Here is a 15153-nt window from a genome sequence, read left to right as displayed (position 1 = left end):
CATGGACCTGTACCAGTATGAGCTGATCGCCTACGACCAGGGGTTTTCCGCCGTCTGCGGCATCGACGAGGCGGGGCGCGGGCCGCTCGCGGGGGACGTGTACGCCGCGGCGGTCATTCTGCCGCGCGGCGTCGAGATCGCGGGGGTCAACGACTCGAAGAAGCTCACGGAAAAAAAGCGCGAGGCGCTCTTTGACGAGATCACCGCGCGGGCCGCGGCCTATAGCATCGCGGCCGCGTCGGTTGCGGAGATCGATGAAATGAACATCCTGCGGGCGGCGATGCTCGCGATGCGCCGCGCGGCGGAAGGGCTTTCGGTGAAGCCCGACCTCGCGCTTGTCGACGGCAACTGCGACCCGGGGCTCGGCTTCGCCACCCAGACGATCATCGGCGGGGACGGCAGGAGCGCGTCGATCGCGGCGGCGTCGATTTTGGCGAAGGTCGCGCGGGACCGCTATATGAAGGAGCTCGACCAAAAGTACCCCGAATACCGGTTCGCGCAGCACAAGGGCTACGGCACCAGGCTCCACTACGAGATGCTGGAACGGTACGGCCCCTCGCCGGTACACCGCCGCACCTTCCTCAAAAAGCTCCTCAAATGACGGCGACGACGCGGCAGCGCGGGACGCTGGGGGAGGAGTTCGCCGTGAAGAAGCTCGCGGAGGCGGGGTACGAAATCCTCGCGCGCAACTGGCGCAGCGGGCGCCATGAGATCGACCTCATCCTGCAAAAGGATGGGGTCATCGCCTTCGTCGAGGTCAAGACCCGCGCGCAAAGCGCGCTGGCCGCCCCGGCCGCGAGCGTCACCAGGGCGCAGCGCAGGCGGATCGCGCTGGCCGCCGTGGCATATCTGCGGGAGCGCGGCATATACAATACAGGGGCGGTCCAGCCGCGTTTCGACCTCTTCGAGGTCGTGACCGAGCGGCCCGGCTCGAATGTGGTGACCCGCTGGGCCCACCTGGCGGGCGCGTACGATACGGGGGATCTGGATGTATTTATTTGACCTGCACTGCGACACCGTCACCCGCCTGCACGACGGCGAGCGCCTCGCGCCGGGCGACCGGAGCCTGCGGCAAAACGGCGCGCACCTCGCGCTCGGCCGGATGGCCTGCTACGACTGGTGCCAGTGCTTTGCGATCTTCATGCCGGACGAATACCGCGGCGAGGCCGCGGTCGATTATTTTGAGAGCTGTTACCGGTTCTTCACCGGGCAGCTCGCGGAGAACGCCGACCTCGCCGCGCAGGCGTTCACGGCGGCGGACATCCGGGAGATCATTTCCGGGGGAAGGTGCGCGGCGCTGCTCACGGTGGAGGGAGGCTCGGCGCTCGCCGGGGACCTCGGGCGGATCGCGCGGCTGCGGGAATGCGGCGTGCGCGTCCTGACCCTCACCTGGAACGGCAAAAACGAGCTGGGCAGCGGCATGGCCTGCGACGAGGGGCTCACCCCCCTCGGGCGGGAGGCGCTCCCGCTGCTCGAGGAGGCGGGGATCGTCGTCGACGTCTCCCACCTGAGCGACAGCGGCTTCTGGGAGGTGCAGAAACGCGCGAGGCGCCCGTTTATCGCGACCCATTCGGATTCCCGCGCGGTCTGCGGGCATGGTCGCAACCTCACCGACGACCAGTTCCGGGCGGTCGCGGCGGCGGGCGGCGTCGTGGGGCTCAACTTCTCCACCCACTTCCTCGCGGCGGACGACCCCGACCCCTCCTACGCGGCGCTCTCGGCGCACCTGGGCCACTTCCTCGCGCTCGGCGGGGAGGACGCCGTGGCGCTCGGCTCCGACTACGACGGCACCGACGTGCCCTCCTGGCTGGAGCCGGCCGAGAGGATCGGCGGGCTCTACAGCCGGGTGAAGGCGGAGTACGGCGAAAAGCTGGCCCAAAAGCTCTTTTTTCAAAACGCGATGGCATTTTTCGAGCGGTACGACGCGCGGGGAGAACCTCCCTGCGGGATGTAAGCGGGGCTGTTTTCCGGGGCTTCCCCGGGAGACCGGCCCGGCAAAAAGGAGGCGATCGCAATCGCGGTCTACACAATCGGCGACCTGCACCTCTCGCTGACGAGCGGGCACCCGATGGACGTTTTCCCCGGGTGGGAAAACTACGTCGCGCGCATCGGGCGGGCGTGGCGCGCGAAGGTCGGGGAGGGGGACACCGTGGTGCTGCCCGGCGACACCTCGTGGGGGATGTCGCTCGAGGGGGCGCTCGCGGATTTCCAATTTCTCGAGGCGCTGCCCGGGCGCAAGATCCTGCTCAAGGGCAACCACGACTACTGGTGGAGCACCCGCTCCAAGGTGCACGCCTTTTTTTCGGCGCACGGATTAAACACGCTGGAAATCCTCCATAATAACTGCGTTACGGCCGACGGGATCGCCGTCTGCGGCTCGCGGGGGTGGCTCTTCGAGACGGGGGAGGCGTTCGACGACAAGATCATCAACCGGGAGTGCATCCGGCTGGAGCTTTCGATCGCGGAGGCGGAAAAGACCGGGCTGGAGCCGGTCGTTTTTCTGCACTACCCGCCCGTCTACGGCGAGAGCGTCTCGCCGCAGATCCTCGAGGTGCTCAAAAAGCACGGCGTCCGCCGCTGCTACTACGGTCACATCCACGCCGAGGGGTGCCGCTGGGCGATCGACGGGAGCTACGAGGGCATCCGCTTTCGGCTGGTGAGCGGCGACTACCTGAAATTTGACCCGGTGCTGGTGGAAACCGGCCGGGAAGGCTGAAAAAACGCGGGAAATTCACAAATTATCTATTGGCAAGTCCCGTCCGATTTGATATAATACCAAGATAGTGGGTTTATAGCGCCCGAATCGTTCCTCCAGGAAAAGCGGAAGATGCAGGGGAACGGAACATTTTTCAGGAGGAAGTAGAATGGCAGTAACAGAAATGAAGACCAACGAGGACAAAAAGGTAGAGCTCACCATCACCGTCGACGCCGAGACGTTCGGCAAGGCGGTCGACGAGGTGTTCAAAAAGAATGTCAAGCGGATGACCGTTCCCGGCTTCCGCCGCGGCAAGGCCCCCCGCAGGATGATCGAAAAGCTGTACGGCGAGGGCGTCTTCTATGAGGAGGCCGTCAACAACACCTACCCCGCGGCCTACGACGCCGCCGTCGAGGAAAAGGGCATCGAGCCGGTCGACCGCGCCGATATCGAGGTGCTCGACGTCTCGAAGGACGGCTACTCCTTCAAGGCGACCGTCACCGTCAAGCCGGAGGTCTCCATCGAGGGCTACAAGGGCATCGAGGTGGAGAAGAAGGTCGTCGAGGCGACCGACGCCGAGGTCGACGCCGAGCTCTCCCGCATGCAGGAGCAGGGCGGCCGCGTGATCGCCGTGGAGGGCCGCGCCGCCATGAACGGCGACACCGCCGTGATCGATTTCGAGGGCTTCGTCGACGGCGAGGCGTTCGAGGGCGGCAAGGGCGAGAAATACCCGCTCGAGCTGGGCTCCAACAGCTTCATCCCCGGCTTCGAGGAGCAGATTGTCGGCCACAGCGTCGGCGAGTCGTTCGAGGTGAACGTGAGCTTCCCGGAGAACTACCACGCCGAGGAATTAAAGGGCAAGCCCGCTGTCTTCAAGTGCACGCTGCACGAGCTCAAGATGAAGGAGCTGCCGTTGCTGGACGACGAGTTCGCCAAGGACGTCAGCGAGTTCGACACGCTCGACGAGCTGAAGGCCGACCTCAAGAAGAAGGCGCAGGAGCGTCATGACAGCCAGGCTGAAACCGAGATGGAAAACAAGCTGATGGATACCGTCTGCGAAAAGCTCGTGGCCGACATCCCCCAGTGCATGTATGACAGCCGCATCGACGAGATGGTGCGCGACTTCGAGTACCGTCTACAGTCGCAGGGGCTCAACCTGCCGACCTATTTGCAGTACGCGGGCACCGATATGGACGGCTTCCGCAAGGGCTTCGTCCCGCAGGCCGAATCGCAGGTCAAGACCCGCCTGGCGCTCGAAAAGATCGTCGAGCTCGAGAAGATCGAGCCGACCGCCGAGGAGATCGCCGCCGAGTATGACAAGCTCGCGAAGAACTACAGCATGGAGGCCGACAAGCTCAGGAACATCGTTCCGGAGAAGGAGATCGCCCAGAACCTCGCGATGGGCAAGGCGCTCGACCTTGTGCGCGACAGCGCCGTCGTGAAGGAGGTCAGGGAGGAGCCCGCCAAGGAGGAGAAGCCGAAGAAGGCCTCCAAGCCGCGCGCCAAGAAGGCGAAGGCGGAGGAAGCCCCGGCGGCGGAGCCCGCGGACGGGTCGGCCGAATAAGACTACCTACATACCGGCACGGCGGCCAGCCGCCGCGCCGGTAAAACTTTTGGAGCATAGAGGATTGGTTTGCGGCAGAACGAATCCGACAGGAGGTAATTTCACAATGAGCCTAACAATGGGAAGCGCGGCCATGAGCCTGGTGCCGATGGTCATCGAGCAGACGAACCGGGGCGAGCGCAGCTACGACATCTTTTCGCGGCTGCTCAACGACCGCATCGTCATGCTGTGCGAGGAGGTCAACGACACCTCCGCCAGCCTGGTGATCGCGCAGATGCTCTACCTCGAGGGGCAGGACCCCGACAAGGACATCCACCTCTACATCAACAGCCCGGGCGGCTCGGTCACGGCGGGCATGGCGATCTACGACACGATGAACTATATCAAGTGCGACGTCTCGACCATCTGCATGGGGCTCGGCGCGTCGATGGGCGCGTTTCTGCTCTCGTCGGGCGCCAAGGGCAAGCGGATCGCGCTGCCCAACGCCGAGATCATGATCCACCAGCCGTCGGGCGGCGCGCAGGGCCAGGCCACCGACATGAAGATCCACACCGACTGGATCATCCGCACCCGCGAAAAGCTCAACCGCCTGCTCTCCGAGCAGACCGGCCAGCCGCTCGAGATCATCGAGCGGGACACCGAGCGGGACAACTTCATGACCGCGCAGCAGGCCCTCGACTACGGCCTGGTCGATAAGATCCTCAGCCACCACGAATAACATTTTCCCAAAAGCGCAGCGCCCACCGGCGCCGCGTTTTGCGTATCCAGATTTTCAGGAGGTATCCCATGGCGAAGAACGACGAGAGGGAACTGCGCTGTTCCTTCTGCGGCAAGATGCAGAACCAGGTCCAGCGGCTGATCGCGGGGCCGGGGGTGTGCATCTGCAACGAGTGTGTGGAGCTCTGCCAGAGCGTGCTCGACGACGACATGCCCGCGCAGCGGCCCCGCCAGAGCCGTCCCGAGCAGCAGATCACCGTGCTCAAGCCGCGTGAGATCAAGGAGCGGCTGGACGAATACGTGATCGGGCAGGACCGCGCGAAGATCGCGCTGTCCGTGGCGGTCTACAACCACTACAAACGCATCTATTTCGGCGACACGAGCGAGGTGGAGCTCGGCAAGACCAACATCCTCATGCTCGGACCCACCGGCGTGGGCAAGACGCTGCTCGCCCAGACCCTCGCCAAGATGCTCAACGTCCCCTTCGCCATCGCGGACGCCACGACGCTGACCGAGGCGGGCTATGTGGGCGAGGATGTGGAAAACATCCTGCTGCGCCTTTTGCAGGCGGCGGACTACGACGTCGAGCGTGCGCAGAAGGGCATCATCTATATCGACGAGATCGACAAGATCTCCCGCAAGAGCGAGAACCCCTCGATCACCCGCGACGTGTCGGGCGAGGGGGTCCAGCAGGCGCTGCTCAAGATTCTGGAGGGCACCGTCGCCAACGTCCCGCCGCAGGGTGGGCGCAAGCATCCCCAGCAGGAATTCATCCAGATCGACACCAAGGATATCCTCTTCATCTGCGGCGGCGCGTTCGAGGGGATCGAAAAGATCATCGAGCGCCGCACCGATAAATCTTCGATCGGCTTCGGGTCGACGATCAAGGACTCCAAGCAGAAGGACCAGCTCGTGCAGCAGGTCATCCCGCAGGACCTTGTCCGTTTCGGGCTCATCCCCGAGCTGGTCGGGCGCACGCCGGTGCTCACCGTGCTGGAACCGCTCGACCGGGAGGCGCTCGTCAAAATCCTGACCGAGCCGAAGAATTCGATGGTGCGCCAGTACCAGCAGCTCTTCTCGCTCGACAACATCGAGCTCTCCTTCGACCAGGAGGCGCTCGAGGCGATCGCCGACAAGGCGATCGAGCGCAAGACGGGCGCGCGCGGGCTGCGCGCGATCATCGAGGACGTGCTCGGGAACCTCATGTACGAGGCGCCCTCCGACTGCACGGTCGCGGGCATCCGGATCACCGGCGCCTGCGCCAAGGGGGAGGGGGAGCCGGAGTACACCCGGGATCCCGCCCGCAGGCCTTCCCGCCTGCAAATTTCCACCGCCCGCCGCGTGACGCCGCGGGCCCGGCGGGACAGCGCGTCCTGATTCGGTGTAAGACGGCATGGAAGAGGCCGCCGCAGAGTTTCTGCGGCGGCCGTTTCGCGTCTTTCGGCGGCGGACCCGGCGTAGACAGAGACGGCGTAAAGCGCGGGCAGAGCCCCATGTTGAAAGGCGGCGGCCGGCCCAATGAAGCTTTGGGGGTTTCCAAAGAGCGTTTTGGCGCGGACAGAGACGGCGAAAAGCGCGGGCAGAGCCCCATACCGGAAGACGGCGGCCGGCCCGATGAAGCTTTGAGGGTTTCCAAAGGGGACTTTCCCGAAAGTCCCCTTTGGTACGAAAGTCCCCTTTGGCTGGTAATGCTCCCCGGTTTACATCGGGGGGAAAGCATGATATAATAATAGCTCAAACCGGCAAGGTTTTTTGAGATAGAAGCATTTTACCGGAGAATGGAGGCCGCGATATGAGCGAGCTTAACAATAAAAAAATTCTGCCCGCGGAGAAGAAGTCCCCGCAGGTGCCCGAACCGAAGGAACCGGTGCGCATGCCCATGCTGGTGCTGCGCGGGCTGGTGCTCTTCCCGCAGATGGTGCTGCATTTCGACGTGGGCCGGGAAAAGTCCATCCTCGCGCTCAACCGCGTGATGAGCGGCGACCGCAAAATCTTCCTCGTCGCGCAGAAGAACATCCGCGACGACGAGCCGAAGGCGGACGGGCTCTATAAAATCGGCGTGGTGGCGCAGGTCAAGCAGATCATCAAATCCCAGGGGGGCACCTGGCGGGTGCTCGTCGAGGGGATGTACCGCGCGAAGACGATCGAGGTGCTCTCCGAGTCGCCCTTCTTCGAGGGGATGATCGCGGAGTTCCCGCTGCGCATCACCCGCAGCGTCAAGTCCGCGATGTGCGACGCGCTCATGCGCACCGTCAAGGACCTGTTCGAGGAATACTGCTACCTCACGCCGCGGATGCCCAAGGAGCTGATCGTCAGCGCGCTTGTGAGCGAGGACCCGGTGCACCTGGCGGAGTACATAGCGGGCAACATGCAGATGGAGGTCGAGGACAAGCAGACGATCCTCTCCCAGAGCGACCCGCTCAAACGGCTGGAGATCCTGGCGCGCCTGCTCGAGGAGGAAAACGACATCCTCTCGCTCGAGGCGGACATCCAGGAGAAGGTCAAGGGCCAGATCGACAAGAACCAGCGCGAATACTACCTGCGCGAGCAGATGAAGGCAATCTCGGGCGAGCTGGGCGAGGACGACGACCAGGAGGAGATCCAGGAGTACTACGACAAGATCGCCAAGATCAAGTTCGACGCGGAGACCGCCGAAAAGCTGGGCAAGGAGGTCGACCGGCTGTCCAAGCTGCCGGGCAACTCCAACGAGGCGGGGGTCATCCGCGGCTATCTCGACACGGTGCTCGAGCTGCCGTGGGGCAAAAGGACCGCCGACAAGATCGACGTCAAGAAGGCGAAGGCGCTGCTCGACCGGGAGCATTACGGGCTCCGGAAGGTCAAGGAGCGCATCCTCGAGCTGCTCTCGGTGCGCAAGCTCGCGCCGGAGATCAAGGGGCAGATCATCTGCCTCGTCGGCCCTCCGGGCGTCGGCAAGACGTCGATCGCCCGCTCGATCGCCAAGTCGATGGGGCGCAAATACGTGCGGATCTCGCTGGGCGGCGTGCGGGACGAGAGCGACATCCGCGGCCACCGCAAAACCTATATCGGCGCGATGCCCGGCCGCATCATCAACGCGATGAAGCTGGCGGGCAGCCAGAATCCGCTCATGCTGCTCGACGAGGTGGATAAGCTCGGCAACGACTACCGCGGCGACCCGTCGGCGGCGCTTCTCGAGGTGCTCGATTCGGAGCAGAACCACGCCTTCCGCGACCACTTCATCGAGGTGCCGTTCGATCTTTCCGACGTGCTCTTCATCGCGACGGCCAACACCCTCGACACGATCCCCGGGCCGCTGCGCGACCGCATGGAGATCATCGAGCTTTCCAGCTACACCCGCGAGGAGAAGTTCCACATCGCGAAAAACCACCTCTGCCAAAAGCAGCTCAAGCGCCACGGCCTGACCGCCTCCAAGGCGAAGATCACCGACGACGCGGTCTACGCGCTCATCGACAACTACACCCGCGAGGCAGGCGTGCGCCAGCTTGAGCGGGAGATCGCCTCGCTGCTGCGGAAATCCGCCAAGCAGATCGTTTCGGGCGACGCGAAAAAGGTCGTCATCGACAACGCGAACATCACCGATTTCCTCGGCCCCCGCAGGTTCAAGCCCGAGCTCATCCAGTCGTTCGACGAGGTGGGCATGGTCAACGGCCTGGCGTGGACGAGCGTGGGCGGCGAGATGCTCCAGGTGGAGGTCGCCGTCATGGACGGCGCGGGCAAGCTGGAACTGACCGGCTCGCTCGGCGACGTGATGAAGGAATCCGCGCACGCCGCGGTCAGCTATATCCGCGCCCACTGGGAGCAGTACGGCGTGGAGCACGACTTCTATAAGACGCGCGACATTCATATCCATGTTCCCGAGGGGGCGGTGCCCAAGGACGGGCCGTCCGCGGGCGTGACGATCTGCACCGCGCTCATCTCCGCGCTGTCGGGCACCCCGGTGCGCCGCGACGTGGCGATGACCGGCGAGATCACCCTGCGCGGGCGGGTGCTGCCGATCGGCGGGCTCAAGGAAAAGACGATGGCCGCCTACCGCGCGGGCATCAAGACGGTCGTCATCCCGGCCGAGAACGAGCCCGACCTGGCCGAGGTCGACGAGGTCGTGAAGGAGCATATCCGCTTCATCACCGCCGAACGGATCGACACGGTGCTCGAGACGGCGCTCGTCAAAAAACCGCGCGCCAAGGCGAGCACCCCCGTGCTCGACGCGATCGCTTCCGAGGGCAAGGAGCCGCTTTCCAAGGCGAATTCCCCGATTCCACAATAAATGACAGACCGAAAGGGGCGGGAGCCATGAATTACCACAACGTCCAGTTTGAGGCGAGCTACGGCACGTCGTCGCAGCTTCCGCCCTCCGACCTGCCCGAGATCGCCTTCGCGGGGCGCTCCAACGTGGGCAAGAGCTCGATGATCAACAAGCTCTTTAACCGCAAAGGGCTCGCGCGGGTGTCGGCGGTGCCGGGCAAGACGGCGACGATCAACTTTTTCCACGCGGACGGCATCCGCTTCGCGGACCTGCCCGGCTACGGCTACGCGAAGGTCTCGAAGGGGGAGAAGCGCCGCTGGGCGGAGTTGATCGAGGGGTACTTCGCGCAGGAACGCGACCTGCGGGTCGTCTTCCAGCTCATCGACATGCGCCATCCGCCGACGGCGGACGACCTGACGATGATCGACTTTTTGATCGACCGGGAGCTGCCTTTCGTGGCCGTGCTGACCAAGGCGGATAAGCTCTCCAAGAAGCAGCGGGAGGAACGCCTCGCCGCGCTGGAACGCGAGCTGCCCTGCGCCGACCAGATCATCAAGATCCCCTTCTCCGCCGAGACGGGCGAGGGGGTCGACGCGGTTAAGGCGATCGTCGCGGAGATCGAGCGGGACTGCGCCGAGGAGGCGCGGGAGGAGGATGACCGCGCCTCGATGGACGCGCACGAGGCCGAGAAGGACGCGGGCGGCTATGCCGACGACATGTAAAATCTGACGAAAGACGTGATCATATGTTTGTATCCGACTGCCTGGGGCTCAACGCCCTCGGACACCTGACGATCGGCGGGCGGGATACCGTCGAGCTGGCGCAGACCTACGGCACCCCCCTCTATGTCATGGACGAGGACGAGATCCGCCGCGCGTGCGAAAGCTACCGTGAGTCGGTCAACCGCTACTACGGCGGCCGGGGGCTCGTGACCTACGCGAGCAAGGCGTTCTGCTGCAAGGCGGTCTGCCGGATTGTGGCGGAGGAGGGGCTCGGGCTCGACGTGGTGTCGGGGGGCGAGCTCTACACCGCCAAAAGCGTCGGCTTCCCGCCCGAGCGCATCTTTTTCCACGGCAACAACAAGACGGTGCAGGAGCTGATCGAGGCGCTCGAATACGGGGTGGGCACGATCGTCGTCGACAACTTTGACGAGCTCATGCTGCTCGACCAGCTCGCCGTCAGCCGGGGCAAGGTCGCGGAGATCCTCTTCCGCATCAAGCCGGGCATCGACGCGCACACCCACGACTTCGTGCGCACCGGCCAGATCGACAGCAAGTTCGGCCTCGCGCTCGAGACGGGCGAGGCGATGGAGGCGGTCCGGCAGGCCGTCGGCATGAAGGGGGTCCGCCTCAAGGGCGTCCACTGCCACATCGGCTCGCAGATCTTTGACATCGAGCCGTTCGAGCACGCCGCCGAGGTGATGCTCGGCTTCATGGCGGACGTGAAGGCGGAGACGGGCCGGGAGCTCGAGATCCTCGACCTGGGCGGCGGCTTCGGCATCAAATACCTGCCCGAGCACGACCCCGTCCAGTACGACCGCTATATGCAGCGGGTCGCGGGTGCGGTCGAGCGCACCTGTAAGGCGCGCGGGCTGCGCACCCCCTTCATCGTCATCGAGCCGGGCCGCTCGATCGTCGGCCCCGCGGGGCTGACCCTCTACACGGCGGGCGCGGTCAAGGAGATCCCCGGCGTGCGCACCTACCTGTCGGTGGACGGCGGCATGGGGGACAACCCGCGCTACATCCTCTATCAGGCGCCCTACGAGGCGATGGTCGCCAACCGGGCCGCAGAGCCCAAGACCCGCACCGTCACCCTCGCGGGCCGGTGCTGCGAGTCGGGCGATCTGATCGGCGAGCACATGCAGATGCAGGAGGCGCGCGCGGGCGACATCATCGCCGTGCTGGCCACCGGCGCCTACAACTATGCGATGGCCTCCAACTACAACCGCATCCCCCGGCCGCCCGTGGTCATGCTGCGGGAGGGGCGGGCGCGCGTCGTCGTCCGTCGGGAGAGCTACGAGGACCTCGTGCGGAACGATGAGGACTGAGGGGGCGCGGAGATGAAAAAACAGGTGCGCGTCCGCCCGGGCAAGGGACAGTCGGCCGTCGGGGCCGTCGTCGGCGCGGTCTTTGTCCTGCTCGGTATTTTCATGGTGATTCCCGCCTTCGGGCCGTTCGGCATCTTCTGGACGCTGATCGCGGCCGTCATCACGGCGGTCAACCTGCTGAACGCCTTTTCCAAAAAGGGCGTGACAAGCTGCCGCATCGAGATCGACGAGGCGGACGCGCCGGAGGAGCCGATCGAGCGGCGGCTGGAACGCCTGCGGGGACTCTATGAGCAGCGGCTGATCTCCGAGGAGGAGTACCAAACAAAAAAGGCGGAGCTGCTGGAAAAGCTCTGAAAGCGGCCGGGCGGAGTTTCCGCCCGGTTTTTCGCGCTCTTTCCCAGTGTGAAGCGGCAGCGCGAAAAAAATGTAGCGCTTTCACGCATAAAAGTCTTTACTTTCGTAAACTAAAATGATAAAATGCAGACAGTGCAAATATCATTTGTGGAGGCGATCGTTTGAATACGAAACTCAAGGACATGAACGTCGACTATCTCTTTAAAGCCATCCTCTCCCTCGAAACGATGGACGAGTGTTATAATTTCTTCGACGACCTGTGCACCGTGCCCGAGCTCAAGGCGCTCTCCCAGCGCCTCGAGGTGGCCCGCATGCTCAGCGAGGGGCGCGTCTACAGCGACATCGTCGCCAAGACGGGCGCTTCCACCGCGACGATCAGCCGGGTGAACCGCTCCCTCAACTACGGCAGCGACGGCTACAAGGTGGTCTTCGAGCGGGTGAAGGACTGATGCCCTACCACGCCTTTGCCGCCTATTACGACCGGCTGATGGAGCAGGTCGACTACCGGCGGCGCGCGCAATATTTCGATTCTGTCATCAGGCAGCATCTCAGCGTGGCCGAAAAGCCCATCCTGCTCGATCTGGCGTGCGGGACGGGGAGCCTTTCGGTCGAGCTTTCCCGCCTCGGCTACGACGTGATCGGGGTGGACGGCAGCGCGGACATGCTGTCTGAAGCTGCGTCCAAGGGCGCGGGGGAAATCCTCTGGCTCTGCCAGGACTTTTCCTCCCTCGACCTCTACGGCACGGTGGACGCGGCGGTCTGCGCGCTCGACAGCCTCAACCACATCACCGACGAGACGGCGCTCGAGGCCGCGATCGGGCGGGTGGCCCTCTTCACCGCGCCGGGCGGCGTCTTCGTCTTCGACGTGAACACCCCCTACAAGCACCGGGAAATCCTCGGGCAGAACACCTTCGTCTACGACCTCGGGGACCTCTACTGCGTATGGCAGAACGCCACCGACGACACCCTGCTCACCGAGATCACGCTCGACTTTTTCGTGCGGGAGAAAACCCTCTACGCGCGGGAGGGGGAGAGCTTCTGCGAGCGCGGCTATTCGCACGATACGCTCGCCGGAATTCTCGACCGCGCCGGCTTCGAGCTGCTCGCGGTCTACGCGGGGGACACCTTCGACCCGGTGGGGGAGACGACCCAGCGCGCCGTCTACGCGGCGCGCCGCAGGGGATAAGAAACGGAAAGGAACTTTCAGATATGGGAAAACTGATTCGCGCCATCGCGGGGGACGGCTCGCTCGTCTGCACCGCGGTGGACTCGACCGATATCGCCGCCGAGGCGGAGCGGGTCCACAGGACCTCCGCCACGGTGACGGCCGCGCTCGGGCGGCTGATGACCGCCGCCTCGATCATGGGTAGCCAGCTCAAAAACGAGGGGGACAGCGTCACGGTGCGGCTGGCCGGCGGAGGGCCCGCCGGCTCGCTCATCGCGGTGTCCGACGCGCGGGGCAACCCGCGCGGCTACGTCGCCAACCCCGTCGTGGAAATTCCACTCAACCGCTACGGCAAGCTGGACGTGGCGGGCGCGGTGGGCAAAAACGGCACCCTCACCGTCATCAAGGACGTGGGCCTGCCCGAGCCGTCGATCGGCTCGGTGCCGATCGTCTCGGGGGAGATTGCCGAGGACGTGACGAGCTACTACGCGGTCAGCGAGCAGACGCCGACCGTCTGCGCGCTCGGCGTGCTCGTGAACCCCGAGCTCACCGTGCGGGCGGCGGGCGGTTACCTCGTACAGCTGCTGCCGGGCGCGGGGGAGGACACGATCGCGCGGCTGGAGGAGAACATCAACGCGGTGAAGCCCGTCTCGACGATGATCGACGAGGGGATGGGACCCCGGGAGATCATTGAAACGGTGCTCGCGGGCTTTTTCCCCGAGATTCTGGACGAGCGGGAGGTCCGTTACCGCTGCACCTGTTCCAAGCAGCGGGTCGAGCGGGCGCTCCTCAGCATCGGCCGCGAGGACCTCGAAAAGCTCGCCGAAGAACAGGAGACCACCGAGGTGGCCTGCCACTTCTGCGATAAAAAGTACACCTTTACCCGCGCGGAGCTGGAAGCCCTGCTGCGGCGCTGAAAGGAGGCCGTCGGATGGGACTGCGGAAGATCGCCGCCCTGCTGGCGGCCTGCCTTTTTTTGGCGGGGTGCGCGCCGCAGGCCGCCCCCGCGGCGGCTTCGGTCGCGGAGCCATCCGCGTCCGTCCCGGCCGGGCGCGCCGCCTCCGCCGAACCGCCGGGATCAAAATCGGAACCCGGCCCGGAACCGGGCGGGACCTACCGGCTTGATCCGCCCCGCTTTCTCGAGCGGAAGGACTGGAAGCTCTGCCCGCTGGCGGAGGACTACCTCACGCTCGACGGGGAGGCGTTTGCCGCGAAATACCCCGACGACGCGCTGTGGGAGCAGGGGGCGTCCGGCCGCCTGCTCTTCGACGGGCGTTCCACCGCCCCGGTGATCGCGGGCATCTCGGTCGGCGACCCGTTTGAACTCGTGCGGGAGGCGTTCGGCGCGCCGCAGTTCGGCTTTGCACGGGACGACAACCGTTCCGCGCCGGGGATGAGCCGCCACATGCCCGTCTGCTACGCGGGCTACCGCACGCGGGAATTTTCCATCGCGTTTGAGGGCGAGGCGGGCGGCGAGGTCCGGTCGATCTGCATCTGCAGGCGGTATCCGCTGCCGGAGGAGCGCCGGGACATGCTCCCGGTGCTCGCGGCGCACGCACCCTGGTACGGGATCGGCGGCAACGCCGGCGACGCCGGGTGGAAGCGCTGCTTCGGGGAGGACGCGCCGGTGTGGTATGAGCAGCTCGGACGCGGCTCGATGACGCTCTTCTGCGGCTACGGCTTCATTTCGACGAGCACCGGCGAGGAGGACGACTACCAGGTCTACGCCGATTACGAGGGGGATATTCCGGACATCCCGGAGGTAGAGGTCTTGAAGGCCGACTGGCCCGAGCAGCAGATTTGGGGGATCTACGACGATCTGGCGCGGGTGCGCGCTGCGGCCGCCAACCGCCAGGACTGCCTATCCCCGGACGGGAACGTCCTGGCGTTCGCGGTCAGCGACGGGCTCTATGAACAGGCGTACGTCCAGTTCCACTGGATGGACGCCTCCCGGCCCGACCGGCGGGTCCGCTTCGGGCATTTTTCCAGTGTTGCGGGGTTCCTCAGCGACCGCTACCTGCTCGAAACGAACATGCTAGGCCCGCACGTCTACGACGTTGAAAAGGACGAGATCGTCTTTTCGGAGCCGCTGGAGGACGGGCTGGGCATCCGCGGCGACCTGCGGGTCGACCAGACCCACCGCCGCGTCCTCGACGGGGACGGAAACGTCTGGTACGTTTACGATTTCGCGTCCGACGGCACGCTGGCCATCGAGCGGCGGATCGACCCATAAGAAAAGCGGCCCGCCGGACCGTAGGCCGCTTGTCAGGGCCTATGATTTAAACTTGTTTTCGGGGTGTTATAAACAACTGAAGCGGCCGACGAACAAGTGGTCGGGTAGATATCGGGGGTGGGCGGTTGATTGAAA

Annotated in this window: 15 protein-coding genes; all 15 read left to right on the top strand. The window is 64.9% G+C overall.

Features of this window, described 5'->3' with window-relative positions:
- Position 1 precedes the first annotated feature (1 nt).
- The 15 genes from RCI06_RS04200 to RCI06_RS04130 all read left to right on the top strand — a co-directional run bounded on the left by RCI06_RS04200 (position 2) and on the right by RCI06_RS04130 (position 15018).
- Entirely contained in the window at positions 2-601 is a 600-nt protein-coding gene (locus tag RCI06_RS04200) for a ribonuclease HII (protein ID WP_101549743.1), read from the top strand.
- The gene (locus tag RCI06_RS04195) at positions 598-1002 is read left to right on the top strand and encodes a YraN family protein (RefSeq protein ID WP_302822482.1); all 405 of its coding nucleotides are present in this window, start codon (positions 598-600) and stop codon (positions 1000-1002) included. Before RCI06_RS04200 ends, RCI06_RS04195 begins: the two co-directional genes overlap by 4 nt.
- Positions 989-1954, top strand: a complete 966-nt coding sequence (locus tag RCI06_RS04190; protein WP_306574464.1) for a dipeptidase — start codon at positions 989-991, stop codon at positions 1952-1954. Before RCI06_RS04195 ends, RCI06_RS04190 begins: the two co-directional genes overlap by 14 nt.
- 60 nt (positions 1955-2014) lie before the next feature.
- Entirely contained in the window at positions 2015-2716 is a 702-nt protein-coding gene (locus tag RCI06_RS04185; protein WP_306574502.1) for a metallophosphoesterase, read from the top strand.
- 148 nt (positions 2717-2864) lie between these two features.
- Positions 2865-4259: a trigger factor gene (gene tig / locus RCI06_RS04180; RefSeq protein ID WP_306574461.1), complete on the top strand. Its 1395-nt coding sequence runs from the start codon at positions 2865-2867 to the stop codon at positions 4257-4259.
- Between the two features lie 133 nt (positions 4260-4392).
- The gene (gene clpP / locus RCI06_RS04175; RefSeq protein ID WP_101553183.1) at positions 4393-4977 is read left to right on the top strand and encodes an ATP-dependent Clp endopeptidase proteolytic subunit ClpP; all 585 of its coding nucleotides are present in this window, start codon (positions 4393-4395) and stop codon (positions 4975-4977) included.
- Between the two features lie 68 nt (positions 4978-5045).
- Entirely contained in the window at positions 5046-6353 is a 1308-nt protein-coding gene (gene clpX / locus RCI06_RS04170; RefSeq protein WP_101549752.1) for an ATP-dependent Clp protease ATP-binding subunit ClpX, read from the top strand.
- A gap of 415 nt (positions 6354-6768) precedes the next feature.
- On the top strand, positions 6769-9240 hold the full coding sequence (lon, locus tag RCI06_RS04165; protein WP_306574457.1) for an endopeptidase La: 2472 nt from the start codon (positions 6769-6771) through the stop codon (positions 9238-9240).
- 26 nt (positions 9241-9266) lie between these two features.
- On the top strand, positions 9267-9941 hold the full coding sequence (gene yihA, locus RCI06_RS04160) for a ribosome biogenesis GTP-binding protein YihA/YsxC (RefSeq protein ID WP_306574454.1): 675 nt from the start codon (positions 9267-9269) through the stop codon (positions 9939-9941).
- Positions 9942-9964: 23 nt separating this feature from the next.
- Complete coding sequence (gene lysA / locus RCI06_RS04155; RefSeq protein ID WP_101549756.1) at positions 9965-11266, top strand: diaminopimelate decarboxylase; 1302 nt, start codon at positions 9965-9967, stop codon at positions 11264-11266.
- A gap of 12 nt (positions 11267-11278) precedes the next feature.
- Positions 11279-11620 (top strand): SHOCT domain-containing protein, encoded by a 342-nt coding sequence (locus RCI06_RS04150; protein WP_101549758.1) that lies wholly within the window; start codon positions 11279-11281, stop codon positions 11618-11620.
- Positions 11621-11781: 161 nt separating this feature from the next.
- A complete protein-coding gene (locus tag RCI06_RS04145; RefSeq protein WP_101549760.1) occupies positions 11782-12069 on the top strand; it encodes a YerC/YecD family TrpR-related protein in 288 nt (95 codons plus the stop codon).
- Entirely contained in the window at positions 12069-12806 is a 738-nt protein-coding gene (locus RCI06_RS04140; protein ID WP_101549762.1) for a class I SAM-dependent methyltransferase, read from the top strand. The genes RCI06_RS04145 and RCI06_RS04140 overlap by 1 nt, the downstream gene beginning before the upstream one ends.
- Positions 12807-12829: 23 nt before the next feature.
- Positions 12830-13702 (top strand): Hsp33 family molecular chaperone HslO, encoded by an 873-nt coding sequence (gene hslO / locus RCI06_RS04135; RefSeq protein ID WP_101549764.1) that lies wholly within the window; start codon positions 12830-12832, stop codon positions 13700-13702.
- A gap of 14 nt (positions 13703-13716) precedes the next feature.
- Positions 13717-15018: a hypothetical protein gene (locus RCI06_RS04130; RefSeq protein ID WP_306574451.1), complete on the top strand. Its 1302-nt coding sequence runs from the start codon at positions 13717-13719 to the stop codon at positions 15016-15018.
- The last annotated feature ends 135 nt before the right edge of the window (positions 15019-15153 follow it).

This window comes from Anaerotruncus massiliensis (ex Togo et al. 2026), from assembly GCF_030825285.1.
Taxonomy (GTDB): Bacteria; Bacillota; Clostridia; order Oscillospirales; family Ruminococcaceae; genus Anaerotruncus; species Anaerotruncus massiliensis.
The sequence above is the reverse complement of the archived record's forward strand: the minus strand, read 5'-3'. Positions and strand labels throughout refer to the sequence as shown.